This window comes from Microbacterium sp. Root53 (assembly GCF_001426925.1).
Classification (GTDB): domain Bacteria; phylum Actinomycetota; class Actinomycetes; order Actinomycetales; family Microbacteriaceae; genus Microbacterium.
Genome location: NZ_LMFR01000012.1, coordinates 217,471 through 231,679 on the forward strand (window position 1 = coordinate 217,471; position 14,209 = coordinate 231,679).

Annotated in this window: 14 protein-coding genes; 1 reads left to right on the plus strand and 13 read right to left on the minus strand. The window is 70.8% G+C overall.

The genetic code is table 11. From position 1 onward, the window contains the following. The first annotated feature begins 8 nt into the window (after positions 1-8). Entirely contained in the window at positions 9-956 is a 948-nt protein-coding gene (dapD, locus tag ASD19_RS05915; RefSeq protein WP_055989713.1) for a 2,3,4,5-tetrahydropyridine-2,6-dicarboxylate N-succinyltransferase, read from the plus strand. Positions 957-1,017: 61 nt separating this feature from the next. On the opposite strand, the gene ASD19_RS05920 is transcribed toward dapD, so the two are convergent. The 13 genes from ASD19_RS05920 to ASD19_RS05980 all read right to left on the minus strand — a co-directional run bounded on the left by ASD19_RS05920 (position 1,018) and on the right by ASD19_RS05980 (position 14,179). After that, positions 1,018-2,316, minus strand: a complete 1,299-nt coding sequence (locus ASD19_RS05920) for a citrate synthase (RefSeq protein WP_082543012.1) — start codon at positions 2,314-2,316, stop codon at positions 1,018-1,020. Between the two features lie 215 nt (positions 2,317-2,531). Then, complete coding sequence (dapC, locus tag ASD19_RS05925) at positions 2,532-3,644, minus strand: succinyldiaminopimelate transaminase (RefSeq protein ID WP_055989716.1); 1,113 nt, start codon at positions 3,642-3,644, stop codon at positions 2,532-2,534. 128 nt (positions 3,645-3,772) lie between these two features. Beyond that, a complete protein-coding gene (fdxA, locus tag ASD19_RS05930) occupies positions 3,773-4,102 on the minus strand; it encodes a ferredoxin (protein ID WP_055988408.1) in 330 nt (109 codons plus the stop codon). A 9-nt stretch (positions 4,103-4,111) separates the two neighbouring features. Continuing rightward, positions 4,112-4,567, minus strand: coding sequence for a hypothetical protein (locus ASD19_RS05935; RefSeq protein ID WP_055989719.1), 456 nt, complete (start codon positions 4,565-4,567; stop codon positions 4,112-4,114). Positions 4,568-4,607: 40 nt separating this feature from the next. Continuing rightward, complete coding sequence (locus tag ASD19_RS05940; RefSeq protein ID WP_055989722.1) at positions 4,608-4,922, minus strand: AzlD domain-containing protein; 315 nt, start codon at positions 4,920-4,922, stop codon at positions 4,608-4,610. Next, a complete protein-coding gene (locus tag ASD19_RS05945; RefSeq protein WP_230667526.1) occupies positions 4,919-5,653 on the minus strand; it encodes an AzlC family ABC transporter permease in 735 nt (244 codons plus the stop codon). Before ASD19_RS05945 ends, ASD19_RS05940 begins: the two co-directional genes overlap by 4 nt. 33 nt (positions 5,654-5,686) lie before the next feature. After that, positions 5,687-6,169, minus strand: a complete 483-nt coding sequence (locus ASD19_RS05950; RefSeq protein ID WP_055989725.1) for an NUDIX hydrolase — start codon at positions 6,167-6,169, stop codon at positions 5,687-5,689. 15 nt (positions 6,170-6,184) lie between these two features. Further along, positions 6,185-8,089 (minus strand): translational GTPase TypA, encoded by a 1,905-nt coding sequence (typA, locus tag ASD19_RS05955; protein WP_055989728.1) that lies wholly within the window; start codon positions 8,087-8,089, stop codon positions 6,185-6,187. A 96-nt stretch (positions 8,090-8,185) separates the two neighbouring features. Continuing rightward, positions 8,186-8,761, minus strand: a complete 576-nt coding sequence (locus ASD19_RS05960; RefSeq protein ID WP_055989731.1) for a PH domain-containing protein — start codon at positions 8,759-8,761, stop codon at positions 8,186-8,188. A gap of 2 nt (positions 8,762-8,763) precedes the next feature. After that, complete coding sequence (locus ASD19_RS05965) at positions 8,764-10,488, minus strand: ABC transporter ATP-binding protein (protein ID WP_055989734.1); 1,725 nt, start codon at positions 10,486-10,488, stop codon at positions 8,764-8,766. Further along, positions 10,485-11,426, minus strand: a complete 942-nt coding sequence (locus tag ASD19_RS05970) for an ABC transporter permease (protein WP_055989737.1) — start codon at positions 11,424-11,426, stop codon at positions 10,485-10,487. The genes ASD19_RS05965 and ASD19_RS05970 overlap by 4 nt, the downstream gene beginning before the upstream one ends. Then, positions 11,416-12,345, minus strand: a complete 930-nt coding sequence (locus ASD19_RS05975; protein ID WP_055989741.1) for an ABC transporter permease — start codon at positions 12,343-12,345, stop codon at positions 11,416-11,418. Before ASD19_RS05975 ends, ASD19_RS05970 begins: the two co-directional genes overlap by 11 nt. A 205-nt stretch (positions 12,346-12,550) precedes the next feature. Continuing rightward, complete coding sequence (locus ASD19_RS05980) at positions 12,551-14,179, minus strand: peptide ABC transporter substrate-binding protein (RefSeq protein ID WP_055989744.1); 1,629 nt, start codon at positions 14,177-14,179, stop codon at positions 12,551-12,553. Positions 14,180-14,209 lie beyond the last annotated feature (30 nt).

Consider the following 14,209-nt stretch of genomic DNA (forward strand, 5'->3'; position numbering starts at 1 on the left):
CTGGAGGTATGACTGATGAGCGCTGGGTGTCGGGTGTCGGACTCGCGACGGTTGCCGCCGACGGCACCGTCCTGGACACGTGGTTCCCGTCGCCCCGAGCGGGCCGTGCGACCGACCTCGCGGACGAGGTCGACAGCCTGGACCGGCTCGCGGCGCCGGACGACCGCCGCAACGTGTCCGTGGAGGTCGTGACCCTCGAGATCGACCTGGACGTCGCGCCGGCCTCGACGTCGGACGCCTACCTCCGTCTGCACGCCCTGTCGCACCGTCTGGTGCGCCCGAACGAGCTGAACCTCGACGGCATCTTCGCCCACCTGCCGAACGTGGCGTGGACGACCGCCGGCCCGATGCACCCGGACGACGCGAACCGCCTGCGCCCCTACCTGCAGCGCGACGGCGTCCAGATCGTCTCGCTCGACAAGTTCCCGCGCCTGACCGACTACGTCATGCCCGAGGGCGTCCGGATCGCGGACGCCTCGCGCGTGCGCCTGGGCGCCTACCTCTCCCCCGGCACGACCGTCATGCACGAGGGCTTCGTGAACTTCAACGCCGGCACGCTCGGCGCCTCCATGATCGAGGGCCGCGTGTCGCAGGGCGTCGTGGTCGGCGACGGATCCGACATCGGCGGCGGCGCATCGATCATGGGCACGCTCTCGGGCGGCGGCAAGCACCGCGTGTCGATCGGCGAGCGCTCGCTGCTCGGCGCCAACGCGGGCGTGGGCATCTCGATCGGCGACGACTGCGTCGTCGAGGCGGGCCTGTACCTCACCGCCGGCACCAAGGTGCTGCTGGTGGACGAGCCCCCGACCGCCGACGGCACCCCGCGCGTCGCCAAGGGCGCACAGCTGTCGGGGTCGAGCGGCCTGCTCTACATCCGCAACTCGCTCACGGGCGCGATCGAGGCCCGCCGCCGCACCGGCGTCGGCGTCACCCTCAACCCCGCCCTCCACGCGTGATTCTCTAAACGAAGAAGCCCGCCTCTCCTTCCGGAGAGGCGGGCTCTTCGTTACGAGAAAATCAGGCGCCGGGGTACGCGCGCTCGGGCGAGCCGGTGAAGAGCTGCTGCGGGCGGCCGATCTTGGTCTTGGGGTCCTGGTGCAGCTCGCGCCAGTGGGCGAGCCATCCGGGAAGGCGGCCGATCGCGAACAGGACGGTGAACATCCGCGTCGGGAAGCCCATGGCCTTGTAGATCACGCCCGTGTAGAAGTCGACGTTCGGGTAGAGGCGACGCTCTTTGAAGTAGTCGTCCTCCAGCGCGATGGCCTCGAGCTCCTTGGCCAGGTCGAGCAACGGGTCCTGCACGCCGAGCGCCTCGAGAACCTCGTCGGCCGACTGCTTGACGAGCTTGGCGCGCGGGTCGTAGTTCTTGTAGACCCGGTGCCCGAAGCCCATCAGCTTCACGCCCTCTTCCTTGTTCTTCACCTTCTCGACGAAGCGCTGCACGCCCATGCCCGAGTCGCGGATCTGCGCGAGCATGGTCAGCACGGCCTCGTTCGCGCCGCCGTGCAGCGGGCCCGAGAGGGCGTGGATGCCGGCCGAGATCGACGCGAACTGGTCGGCGCCGGTCGAGCCGACGAGACGGACGGTCGAGGTCGACGCGTTCTGCTCGTGGTCCTCATGCAGGATCAGCAGCTGCTCGAGCGCGCGCGACATGACGGGGTTGACCTCGTACTCCTCGCTGCGCACGCCGAAGTTCAGCTTGAGGAAGTTGTCGACGAAGCTCAGCGAGTTGTCGGGGTACAGGAACGCCTGGCCGATGCTCTTCTTGTGCGCGTAGGCCGCGATCACGGGCAGCTTCGCGAGCAGGCGGATCATGTTGAGCTCGACGTGCTCGGGGTTGGCCGGGTCCGACTCGTCCTCGTAGTACGTCGACAGCGCCGAGACGCCGGACGAGAGCACCGCCATGGGGTGCGCGGTGTGCGGCAGGGCCGTGAAGAAGCGGTCCTTCAGGTCCTCGTGCAGCAGCGTGTGGTGACGGATCTTGTCGTCGAACTCGGCCAGCTGGTCGGCCGTGGGCAGCTCGCCGTAGATCAGCAGCCAGGCGACCTCGAGGTAGTTCGAGCGGGTCGCGAGGTGCTCGATCGGGTAGCCGCGATAGCGCAGGATGCCCTTGTCGCCGTCGATGAAGGTGATGTCGGACTTGGTGGCCGCCGTGTTCACGAAGCCGTAGTCCAGCGCGGTGTAGCCCGTCTGACGCGTCAGCGTCGACACGTCGATGCTCGGCGCCCCGCACGTCGCCGGCAGCACCGGGAACTCGGCGGTCTTGTCACCGATGGTCAGGGTGGCCTTGTCGGGCTGCTGTCCCGCGTCGCTCACGGCGCCTCCTTGGGATGTCTTTGTCGCGATCGATCTCGCTCACCAGGAAGTCGGCGCACCGCCGTCGTTCGCGCCGGCGCACCGCTGGGGCGGTGCCCCGGGATCCCGGGACAACCTCCTACAGCCTATCGGCCGCGGGAGACGACTGTGACACTCGCCCAATCCCGGGGCGATCCGTTGACGGATCGCACGAAACGGCGGGATCCGGACCCGGCTCAGCCGGCCGCGGCACGCAGGCGGGAGGCCGCGGCCGCGATCCGCTCGTCGCTCGCGGTGAGCGACAGGCGCACGTGCTGCGGGTGGAACGGGCCGTAGAACACGCCGGGGCCCGCGAGGATGCCGAGGTCGGCGAGCCGCCCCATCGACTCCCACGCGTCGCGGCCCTCGGTCGCCCAGAGGTAGAGCCCGGCCTCGCTGCGGTCGATCCGGAAGCCCGCCGCCTCGAGCGCCGGGCGCAGCACCTCGCGACGCGCGCGATAGCGCTCCTTCTGCTCGGCGACGTGCGTGTCGTCCGCGAGCGCGACGGCCATCGCGTGCTGCACGGGCGCCGGCGGCATGAGCCCCAGGTGCTTGCGCGCCGTGAGCAGGTCGCCCACGATGCGGGAGCAGCCGGCGAGGAACGCCGCGCGGTACCCGGCGAGGTTGGACTGCTTGCTGAGCGAGTACACGCTGAGCACGCCCGCACGGCTGTCTCCGATGACGCGCGGGTCCAGGATGCTCGGCACCGGCTGCGCGTCCCACGGGGCGTCCCAGCCGAGCTCGGCGTAGCACTCGTCGCCCGCGATGACGGCGCCCAGCTCGCGCGCGCGCTCGACCGCGCGGCGCAGCTCGTCGACGCTCCACACGCGTCCGTCCGGGTTTCCCGGCGAGTTGATCCAGATCAGCTTGGCGCCCTCGGGCCACTCGTCGGGCTCGTCCGACGCCACGGGGGTCGCGCCCACCACGCGCGCGCCGACCTCGTAGGTCGGGTAGGCCGCGCGCGGGTGCACGACGATGTCGCCCTCGCCGAGGCCGAGCAGCAGCGGCAGCAGCGCCACCAGCTCCTTCGAGCCGATGGTGGGCAGGACGTTGCGCGGCTCGAGGCCGGGCACTCCGCGCCGCCGTGCGTACCAGGCGGCGATCGCCTCCCGCAGCTGGGGGGTGCCCACGGTCTGCGGGTAGGCGTGCGCGTCGGTCGCCTCGGCGAGGGCGCGGCGCACCACCTCGGGCGTGGGGTCGACCGGGGATCCGATGGAGAGGTCGCAGATCCCGTCGGCGTGCGCGCGGGCGCGCTCGGCGTACGGGGCGACTGCGTCCCAGGGGTAGTCGGCCAGGTCGCGGACGGTCATGCCGGCCCGCTCAGTGCGCGTCGCCCTGCGGGGGCAGGGCCGCGACGATCGGGTGGTCCTTGGGGATCACGCCGACCTTGGCGGCGCCGCCGGGCGAGCCGATCTCGTCGAAGAACTCCACGTTNGGTTCAGGCGTGCGCGTCGCCCTGCGGGGGCAGGGCCGCGACGATCGGGTGGTCCTTGGGGATCACGCCGACCTTGGCGGCGCCGCCGGGSGAGCCGATCTCGTCGAAGAACTCCACGTTCGCCTTGTAGTAGTCCTGCCACTCGTCGGGCAGGTCGTCCTCGTAGTAGATCGCCTCCACCGGGCACACCGGCTCGCACGCACCGCAGTCCACGCACTCGTCCGGGTGGATGTAGAGGCTGCGCTCACCCTCGTAGATGCAGTCGACCGGGCACTCGTCGATGCACGCGCGGTCCTTGACGTCCACACACGGAAGGGCGATCACATAAGTCACGGATCGATTCTACGCGTCGTGGGAGCCGGGGCCCTCGACGCGCCCGGGTCCCGCCGTGGCGGCGCCGTCCGTCCGCGGCGCCGACGCCGCCCGGATGCGGGAGAGGTCCGGCCAGGCGCCGACCAGGAGGACGACGCCCGTGAGCGCGTACGACCACACGACGCCGAGCGGGAACTCGCCCGCCGCGGGCTGCGGCACGACGACGGATCCGCCCGGGCCGCGGCCCGAGTACACGAGCAGCATCGCGAGCATGCCGAGCCCCGTGATCCACGTCACCCAGCGGTCGGCGACCAGCAGCCGCACGCCGATCAGCAGCGCGCCGCAGCCGATCAGCGCGAGCGCGAACCCGACGGGGATCGGCCCGAGGAGATAGGCGTGCGCGATCGTGCCGGCGACGCCGAAGACGGCGCCCGCGACGGCCGCCAGGGCGGCCAGCAGGAGGCGGGAGGGCCAGGATGCGCGCATCGTCCCAGGGTATCCGGCCCCGCCGAGGCTCCGCTCGGTGCTAGGCCGCCCAGCCGAGCGCGCGGAGCACCGCGGCGACCACGGCGGCCGCGAGGACGACCACGATGAACGGCGCGCGCCGCCACAGCAGCGCCCCGGCGACGAGCAGCGCGGGCACGCGCGCGTCGAGCGTGACCGCCATGCCCGCCCCGACCGTCTGCACCGCCACGAGCGCGGCGAGAAGCGCGACCGTCAGCAGGTCCGTGATGCGCGCGGGCCGCTCGCGCTCGAGCCACTCGGGCGGCGTCAGATAGCCCGCGAGCTTGAGGACGACGCACGCGATCGCCGCGATCAGGATGGCGGTCCAGAGCGTCATCGGCGCGCCCCGTCCCGGCGGCCGAGCCAGTCGGTCCAGCCCACTACGACGGCCACGACCGCCGCGATCAGGACGGGCAGCCCGGGCATGAGCCACGGGGTGACCGCAGCCGCGACGACCGCCGCGGCCGCACCCACCGCGATCGCCTGCCGAGAGCGCAGTCGCGACCACAGCAGGGCGAGGAACGCCGCCGCCGCCGCGGCGTCCAGGCCGTAGGCCCGCACGTCGCCGAGCACGTCGCCCAGCAGGGCGCCGGCGAGCGTCGAGAGGTTCCAGAGCAGGTAGATGCCGATTCCCGTGACCCAGAACCCGATGCGCCGCGCCCGCGGCTCGATGTGCGCGAGCGAGACGGCGACGGACTCGTCGATCGTGAACTGCGCCGCCGCGAGGCGCCGCCACCACGACACGGCGCCGTCCGGGCCGACGGCCACGACCGGGTTCATCCGGATCGCGTACGCCACGTTCCGGGCGCCGAGCAGCACGGCCGACGCGATGGCGGCCGGCGCGGCCGCGAGGCCGCCCGAGGCGATCACGCCGATGAACGCGAACTGCGATCCGCCCGTGAACATCAGCAGGCTCAGCACGCACGTCTGCCAGACGTCGAGCCCGGCGGCGACCGACAGCGCGCCGAAGGAGACGCCGTAGGCGCCCGTCGCGACCGACACCGCCACGCCCTGCCGCCACGCGCTGCGCTCCTCGGCGTTCAGTGCGGGACGGACGGTGCTGCTCACTGGAGCGAGACTACCCGCGCGCGGCGGGGCGGATCACCGCTCGAAGCGGGCCACTTCGCCACCCGTGGCCGCCTGCAGGATCCGGGAGCGCATGTCGTCGTCCAGGTCGCCGAGGTCGTCCACGCGGCGCCAGAGGGCCTCGGAGTTCTCGCCGTCCGCCGGGTGCGGCTCGCCTGTCACGTAGCGGCAGCGGAAGACCAGGTCGAGGTACTGCGCGCGGTCGCCGTTGTCGTAGACCATGGGCGGCGTCGCGCGGACCCACGAGAGCACCTCGGCCTCGGCGACCACGTCGGCCTCCTCGAGCACCTCGCGCACGGCCGCGACGGCCGGCTCCTCCCCCGGGTCGACGATCCCCGTCACGGGCGTGAGCCGCCCGTTGTCGGCGCGCCGCACCAGCAGCACCTCGTCGACTCCGTCGGCTCCGGGGCGCAGCACCACGGCCGTCACGCCCGACAGCCACAGCATGTCGGTGCCGACCTTCTCGCGCAGCGCCAGGATGAACTCTGGCGTCGGCATGCGGAGCGCCCCGGGTCAGCCGAGCTTCTTGGCGCGCGAGGCGGCGCGGCCGCGCTCGGTCGCGTCGAGCACGACCTTGCGGATGCGCACGGCCTCGGGCGTGACCTCGACGCACTCGTCCTCGCGGGCGAACTCGAGCGACTCCTCGAGCGACAGGATGCGCGGGGGCGTCATGGACTCGAAGGTGTCGGCCGTCGACGAGCGCATGTTCGTCAGCTTCTTCTCCTTCGTGATGTTGACGTCCATGTCGTCGGCGCGCGAGTTCTCGCCCACGACCATGCCCTCGTAGACCTCGTCGCCCGGCTTCACGAAGAACGACATCCGCTCCTGCAGCGCGATCATCGCGAATGGCGTCGCCACGCCGGCGCGGTCGGCCACGATCGAGCCGTTCTGACGCGCGACGATCTGGCCCGCCCACTCGTCGTAGCCGTGCGAGATCGCGTTCGCGATGCCCGTGCCGCGCGTGATCGAGAGGAACTCGGTGCGGAAGCCGATCAGGCCGCGCGACGGCACCACGAACTCCATCCGGATCCAGCCGGTGCCGTGGTTGATCATGTTGTCCATGCGGCCCTTGCGCGCGGCCATGAGCTGGGTCACGGCGCCGAGGTGCTCCTCCGGCACGTCGATCGTGAGGTGCTCGTACGGCTCCTCGAGGCGGCCGCCCTCGCCCTTGCGCGTGACGACCTGCGGCTTGCCGACCGTGAGCTCGAAGCCCTCCCGGCGCATGTTCTCGACCAGGATCGCGAGCTGCAGCTCGCCGCGGCCCTGCACCTCCCACGCGTCGGGGCGGCCGATATCGACCACGCGGATCGACACGTTGCCGATCAGCTCGCGGTCGAGACGGTCCTTCACCATGCGCGCGGTGAGCTTGTGGCCCTTGACCTTGCCCACGAGCGGCGAGGTGTTGGTCCCGATGGTCATCGAGATCGACGGCTCGTCGACCGTGATGAGCGGCAGCGGGCGCACATCGTTGGGGTCGGCGATGGTCTCGCCGATCATGATGTCCTCGAAGCCCGCGATCACGGCGATGTCGCCGGGACCGGCCTTCTCCGCCGGGTAGCGGTCGAGCGCCTTTGTCATGAGCAGCTCGGTGATGCGCGCGTTCTGGGTCGTGCCGTCGTGGCGGACCCACGCGACGGTCTGGCCCTTCTTGAGCTCGCCGTTGAAGACGCGCAGCAGAGCCAGGCGGCCCAGGAACGAGCTGGAGTCGAGGTTGGTGACCCACGCCTGCAGCGGCGCCTCGTCGTCGTACGACGGGGCCGGCACGTGCTCGAGGATCGCCGCGAACAGCGGCTCCAGGTCGTCGTTGTCGGGCAGCGAGCCGTCGGCCGGGCGCGTGCGCGACGCGGCGCCCGCGCGGCCCGAGGCGTACACGACCGGCACGTCGAGCAGCGCGTCGACGTCGAGGTCGGGCACGTCGTCCTGCAGGTCGCCCGCGAGGCCCAGCAGCAGGTCGTGCGCCTCCTCCTCGACCTCCGCGATGCGGGCGTCGGGGCGGTCGGTCTTGTTCACCAGCAGGATGACCGGCAGCTTCGCCTCGAGCGCCTTGCGCAGCACGAAGCGGGTCTGCGGCAGCGGGCCCTCCGACGCGTCGACGAGCAGCACGACGCCGTCGACCATCGACAGGCCGCGCTCGACCTCGCCGCCGAAGTCGGCGTGGCCGGGCGTGTCGATCACGTTGATCGTGACGGGCGAGTCGGTGTGCTTGCCGTTGTAGGTGATCGCCGTGTTCTTGGCGAGGATCGTGATGCCCTTCTCGCGCTCGAGGTCGTTCGAGTCCATCGCGCGCTCCTCGACGTGCGCGTGATCGCCGAACGATCCCGTCTGCCGGAGCATGGCGTCGACCAGCGTGGTCTTGCCGTGGTCGACGTGCGCGACGATCGCGACGTTGCGGAGGTCGGAGCGGAGGGCGCGCGCCATGAAGGGTCCTTAACTGAAGAAGTGAGCGGGTCCGGAGCCGGACGGGGAGATCTTATCGTGCGGGCCTGACGGCCCGCCGAGCGCGCGGCGGCGCGCTCAGCCGGCGGCGAACCAGGCCGCGACGCACCACACCGCGATCGCGACCGCGGATCCGAGGGCCACCAGGTTCCAGGAGCGCGTGATGCGCGCGCCCGGCTGAGGGCCGACGGAGGCCTGCAGTCCGCGCAGCACCTCGAGGGTGTCGGCCTCGGACGAGGCCCGGGCGGTGCGGGTCGAGGGGCGCCGGCCGGGGCGGGCCGTGATGGCCCACGCCTCGACGACGCCCTTGCGGCGCGCCGCGGCGCCGAGGTCGCCCTGCGCGCGGCCGGCCTCGGTGAGCTCGAACTCGAGCTGCCAGCGCATCCGGACGTCCTCGACGGTCGACCACGGAAGACGCACGGTGCGCAGGATGTTGTGCACCCGCACGTCGTCGTCGGTGACGGCGATGTGCGGGGCGTACAGGAAGACGTAGACGAACCAGACGGGTAGGAGCAGCCACGGCGCGATGAGCAGCGCCTGCGGCACGCTGCCCCGTACGACCACGTCGCCCAGCAGGAGCGCCACGACCGCCGCGACGCCCACGAGCCAGAACAGGCCCGTGGGCGCGCGGAGGACGCGGGCTCGGTCGGTCACGCTCAGTGGCCGGCCAGGTTCACGGAGGCGCCGGGGATCGCGTCCAGCAGGCGCTGCGTGTACGCCTCCTGCGGGTTCGAGAAGATCTCGTCGACGGTCCCCTGCTCGACGACGCGGCCCTTCTCCATGACGCACACCAGGTCGGCCGCGACGCGGACCACCGCGAGGTCGTGCGTGATGAAGAGGTACGTCAGGCCCAGCTCGCCCTGCAGGTCCGCGAGGAGCTTCAGGATCTGGTCCTGCACGAGCACGTCGAGCGCCGAGACGGCCTCGTCGAGCACGACGATCGCGGGCTTGAGCGCGAGCGCCCGCGCGATCGCGATGCGCTGGCGCTGACCGCCCGAGAGCTCGTTCGGGTAGCGCCACGCGAGCTCGCGCGGCAGCGACACCTGCTCGAGCAGCTGGAACACGCGCGCCTGGCGCGACTTCTCGTCGCCCACGCCGTGGATGCGCAGCGGCTCGGCGATCAGGGCGCCGATGCTGCGCAGCGGGTCGAGCGAGCCGTACGGGTCCTGGAACACCGGCTGCATGCGGCTGCGGAGGCGGAAGACGTCCTTCTGCCCCATCTGGGCCGTGTCCTTGCCGTCGATCAGGATCTGACCGCTGGTGGCCGTCTCGAGCTGCAGCACCATCTTGGCGACCGTCGACTTGCCCGATCCGGACTCGCCCACGAGCGCGAGCGTCTTGCCGCGCGGGATCTGGAACGAGACGCCGTCGACCGCGCGGAAGGGCTCGCTGCGGAACCCGCCCTTGCGGATCCGGTAGTCCTTCGTCAGATCGCGCACCTCGACCACCGGGTGGGCGTCGGCGACGTCCTCCAGGTGCTCCACGCCGCGCTCCTCGACCACGGCCTGGATGCGCTGCGACGCCAGGCTCGGCGCCGCGGCCACCAGCCGCTGGGTGTACGGGTGCTGCGGGTTCTCGAGGATGACGCGGCTCGGGCCGGCCTCGACGATCTCGCCCTGGTTCATCACGACGATGCGGTCCGCGCGGTCGGCCGCGAGGCCCAGATCGTGCGTGATGAACAGCACCGAGGTGCCCTTGTCCCGGGTCAGCGACGCGAGGTGATCCAGGATCACGCGCTGCACCGTCACGTCGAGCGCGCTCGTCGGCTCGTCGGCGATCAGCAGCTTCGGGTCGGCCGCGAGGCCGATGCCGATCAGCGCGCGCTGGCGCATGCCGCCCGAGAACTGGTGCGGGAACTGGTGCAGGCGCCGCTCGGCGTCCGCGAGTCCCGCGTTCTGGAGCACCTCGATCGCGCGGGCGCGCACCTCGCGGCGCCCGGAGGCCAGGCCGTTCGCGCGGATGGCTTCCTCGACCTGGAAGCCGATCGACCACACCGGGTTGAGGTTGGACATCGGGTCCTGCGGCACGTAGCCGATCTCGCGCCCGCGGATCGACTCCATCTCGCGGCGGCTCGCGCGCGTGATGTCCACGCCGTCGAGCTCGATCGTCCCGCCGGTCACCTTGCCGGTGCCGGGGAGCAGGTCGATCACCGCGGCGGCGGTGGTCGACTTGCCGGATCCGGACTCGCCGACGATCGCGACGGTCTCGCCCGGATACACGTCGAGGTCGACGCCGTGCAGCACCTCGCGGGTCTTCTTGCCGGTGCCGAACGAGACATTCAGCCCCCGGATCTTCAACAGCGGCTCGGTCACGGCGTTCTCCTTCGTCGCCTCGCGCCGCGCGGCGCGGCTCGTCACGACCTCGTTCTGGATCTCGGTCATCGCTGGGCCCTCGACTTCGGGTCGAGCGCGTCGCGCAGCAGCTCGCCGAGCGTCACGAACGCGAGCACCGTGACGGTGAGCGCGAGCGACGGCCAGAACAGCGCCATGGGCGACGTGCGGATCGACGTCTGCGCCTGGCTGATGTCGGCGCCCCAGGAGACGCCGCCGAGGCCGACGCCGAGGAACGACAGGGTCGCCTCGGCGACGATCGCCGAGCCGAGCCCGATGGTCGCGACCACGATCACCGGCGCGAGCGCGTTGGGCAGCACGTGCACGACCAGGGTCTTGAAGCGCGACAGGCCGAGCGACACCGACGCCATCACGAAGTCGAGCTGCTTCACGCGGAGCACCTCGGCGCGCATGATGCGCGCGGTCGAGGCCCACGAGAAGCCGCCGATCGCGAACGCCAGCACGAGCTCGTTGCGCAGGTCCCGCGGCACCACGGTCATCACGACGATCGCGGCGACGATGTAGGGGATCGTGAAGAAGATGTCGCCGACGCGCGACAGCAGCGAGTCCAGGAAGCCGCCGTAGAACGCGGCCAGCGCGCCCATGATCACGCCGATCAGGGTGCCGATCGCGGTGGCCATCAGGCCGACGGCCATCGACACGCTCGTGCCGTGCACCAGGCGCGACCACACGTCGCAGCCCAGGCGGGTGAAGCCCAGCGGGTGACCCGGCTCGGGGCCGGCGTTGCTCTTGTTCAGGAAGCAGGCCCCGGAACCCTGGGGCGGCACCGACGTGAACAGGGACGGCCACAGCGCGACGACCACGATGATCGCGCACATCACGACCGAGATCCAGAACAGCGGGCGGCGTCGCAGGTCGCGCCACGCGTCGAGCCAGAGGTTGCTCTTCTTCTCGTCGAGGCGCACCGCGTCGACGACGACCTGCTCCGCCTTGACCGGAGCGACGTAGTGGGTGGCGTTACTTGACATAGCGGATCCTCGGGTCGAGCAGACCGTAGAGCAGGTCGACGAGCAGGTTGACGAGCACGTACACCACGACGAACACGGTCACGAAGGACACGACCGTGGGCGTCTCGTGGCGCAGGATCGCCTGGTAGAGCGCGTTGCCGACGCCGGGCACGTTGAAGATGCCCTCGGTCACGGTCGCGCCGACCATCAGGATGCCGAAGTTGGTGGCGGTGTCGGTCACCATCGGGATGAGCGAGTTGCGCAGCACGTGGACGGGGATCACGCGCCCTCGCGTGAGGCCCTTCGAGTACGCGGTGCGCACCCAGTCCTGTCCGAGCGACTCGATCATCGACGACCGGGTGAGCCGCATGCTGGCCGCGTAGACGCTGAACCCGAGCACGAGGGCCGGGAGCCACAGGTCGCCCCAGTTGTTCTGGCCGCCGACCGTGGGCTTGAACCAGCCGAGCTGCACGGCAAGGAAGTACTGCGCCATGAACGCGAGGACGAAGATCGGCACCGCGATGAAGATCAGAGCGACGACCAGCTGGAAGTGGTCGTACACGGTGCCCTTGAGCATGGCCGAGGTCGCGCCGATCACGATCGACAGCACGAAGGCGATCAGGATCGACAGGATGGCCAGGCGCAGCGTCACCGGGAACGTGCGGCCGAGGACCTCGCCGACGCTCTGGCCCGTGAACGTGGTGCCCAGGTCGAAGCGCAGGATGCCGGCCAGGTAGTTGAGGTACTGGACGATGAACGGCTGGTCGAGCAGGTAGCGCTCGCGGATCTGGTCGATCACGGCCTGCGGCGGCTGCTTGTCGCCGAACAGCGCGGCGATCGGGTCGCCGGGCATGCCGAAGACCATGAAGTAGATCAGCAGGGTGGCGCCGATGAACACCGGGATCACCTGGATGATCCGTCTGAGGATGTAGGTGGCCATCCTCCCCCTCCCTTCGGGGAACTCGTCGTGCGCTCTCGGGTGGAACGCGCACGGAAAAAGGGGCCCCGATCCGGGGCGCCCTCAGCGGGGCCCATCCTCTCCCCGGATTCCTGGGAAATCCGTGAGATCGACGAGCGGAACACGGCGCGAGGCGGTGACGCGTACGTCACCGCCTCGCGGGTGAGAGCGGAAGCTCCCGACCGACTTACTCGGCCTTGGTGATCAGGTGGTACAGCGGCACCGAGTTCCAGCCGAACTCGACGTTCTCGACGCCCGCGGCCCAGCCGCCGGTGACGTTCGAGTACCACAGCGGGATCGCCGGCAGGTCCGTGAAGAGGACCGTCTGGGCCTCCTGGAACTTGGCCTGAGCCTCCTCCGGGTCGGTCGCGCTGATGCCCTCCTCGAGCAGCTGGTCGAACTCCGGGTTGGAGTACTTGCCGTCGTTGCCGCCCGCGCCCGTGGCGTAGAGCGGGCCGAGGAAGTTGTACAGACCGGGGTAGTCGGCCTGCCATCCGGCGCGGTACGGGCCGACCGTCCCGGCGTCACGCGCGTCGAGCAGCGTGGCGAAGTCCGGGTACGGGTCGCCCTTGGCGGTGATGCCCAGCGTGTTCGAGATCTGGTTCACGACCGCGTCGACCCAGGTCTGGTGACCGCCGTCGGCGTTGTACGCGAGGGTGAACTCGCCCTCGAACGGCGCGATCTCCTCGGCCTGAGCCCACAGCTCCTGGGCCTTCTCGGGGTCGTACTCGAGGACCTCGCTGCCGGGGACCGAGTCGCTCCAGCCGTCGATCACGGGCGACGTGAAGTCGCTCGCCGGCGTGCGGGTGCCGTGGAAGACCACGTCGGTGACCTCTTCGCGGTTGATCGCGTGCGAGATCGCGGCGCGGCGCAGCTGGCCCTCCTCGGTGGTCGACGAGAACTGCTCGATCCACTCGGGGATGACGAACGACTGGAAGATCGCGGCGGCCTGGTTGACCGTGCGGCCCTCGAGGTCGCTCTCGTAGGTCTCGAACGCCGAGTCCGGGATCGCGTCCAGGACGTCGAGGTTGCCGGCCTGCAGGTCGGAGTACGCCGCGTCCTGCGAGGCGTAGAAGACGATGTCCAGGCCGCCGTTCATCGGCTCGCGCGGACCCTCGTAGTCGGGGTTCGCCACGAGGTCGATGCGGACGTCGTGCTGCCACGCGTCCTCGCCGTCCAGCATGTACGGGCCGTTGCCGATCGGGTTCTGGCCGAACGCCTCGATGTCGTCGAACGCGACGTCGGGCAGCGGGTAGAACGCCGAGTAGCCGAGACGCTGGGCGAAGTCCGACGCCGGCTTGTTCAGCGTGATCGTGAACGTGTAGTCGTCGACGACCTCGAGGCCCGTGAGCTCCGAGTCCTCGTCGTACGAGAAGCCCTCGATGTCCTCGAAGAAGTACGCGGCGTAGTGCGCGTTGCTGGCCTGGGCGCCCAGGTTCCACGCCTTGGTGAAGTTGTCGGCAGTGACCTCTTCGCCGTTCGTGAAGGTCGTGCCCTCCTTGAGCTTGACCGTCAGCTGCGTGGGCGAGTCGACGGTGATCTCCTCGGCGACCTCGTTGACGACCGAGCCGTCGGCCTCGTACGTGATCAGACCCGCGTAGATCGAGTCGACGATCTTGCCGCCGCCCGTCTCGCCGGTCATCGTCGGGATGAGCGGGTACTGGGGCTCCGAGCCGTTGGTCGTGATGACGGCCGTGGTCGCAGCCGGGGTCTCGCTGCCGCCGGTCTCGCCGCCGCCGCCGGCGCAGCCGGCGAGCACGAAGCTGCCGCTGCCCAGCAGCGCGAGGCCCGCGAGGGCGATCTTGTTGCGCTTCACAGGGTTCCTCCTGGGGAAGGTTGGGTGTCC

Bases quoted from the DNA above. Each gene is read 5' to 3' on its own strand.
- typA (WP_055989728.1), bottom strand. From the start codon at position 8,089: ATGGCGCGCGCCCTCCGCTCCGACCTCCGCAACGTCGCGATCGTCGCG.
- ASD19_RS05975 (WP_055989741.1), bottom strand. From the start codon at position 12,345: ATGGCCACCTACATCCTCAGACGGATCATCCAGGTGATCCCGGTGTTC.
- ASD19_RS05950 (WP_055989725.1), bottom strand. From the start codon at position 6,169: ATGCCGACGCCAGAGTTCATCCTGGCGCTGCGCGAGAAGGTCGGCACC.
- ASD19_RS05970 (WP_055989737.1), bottom strand. From the start codon at position 11,426: ATGTCAAGTAACGCCACCCACTACGTCGCTCCGGTCAAGGCGGAGCAG.
- ASD19_RS05935 (WP_055989719.1), bottom strand. From the start codon at position 4,567: ATGCGCGCATCCTGGCCCTCCCGCCTCCTGCTGGCCGCCCTGGCGGCC.
- ASD19_RS05965 (WP_055989734.1), bottom strand. From the start codon at position 10,488: ATGACCGAGATCCAGAACGAGGTCGTGACGAGCCGCGCCGCGCGGCGC.
- ASD19_RS05940 (WP_055989722.1), bottom strand. From the start codon at position 4,922: ATGACGCTCTGGACCGCCATCCTGATCGCGGCGATCGCGTGCGTCGTC.
- dapC (WP_055989716.1), bottom strand. From the start codon at position 3,644: ATGACCGTCCGCGACCTGGCCGACTACCCCTGGGACGCAGTCGCCCCG.
- dapD (WP_055989713.1), top strand. From the start codon at position 9: ATGACTGATGAGCGCTGGGTGTCGGGTGTCGGACTCGCGACGGTTGCC.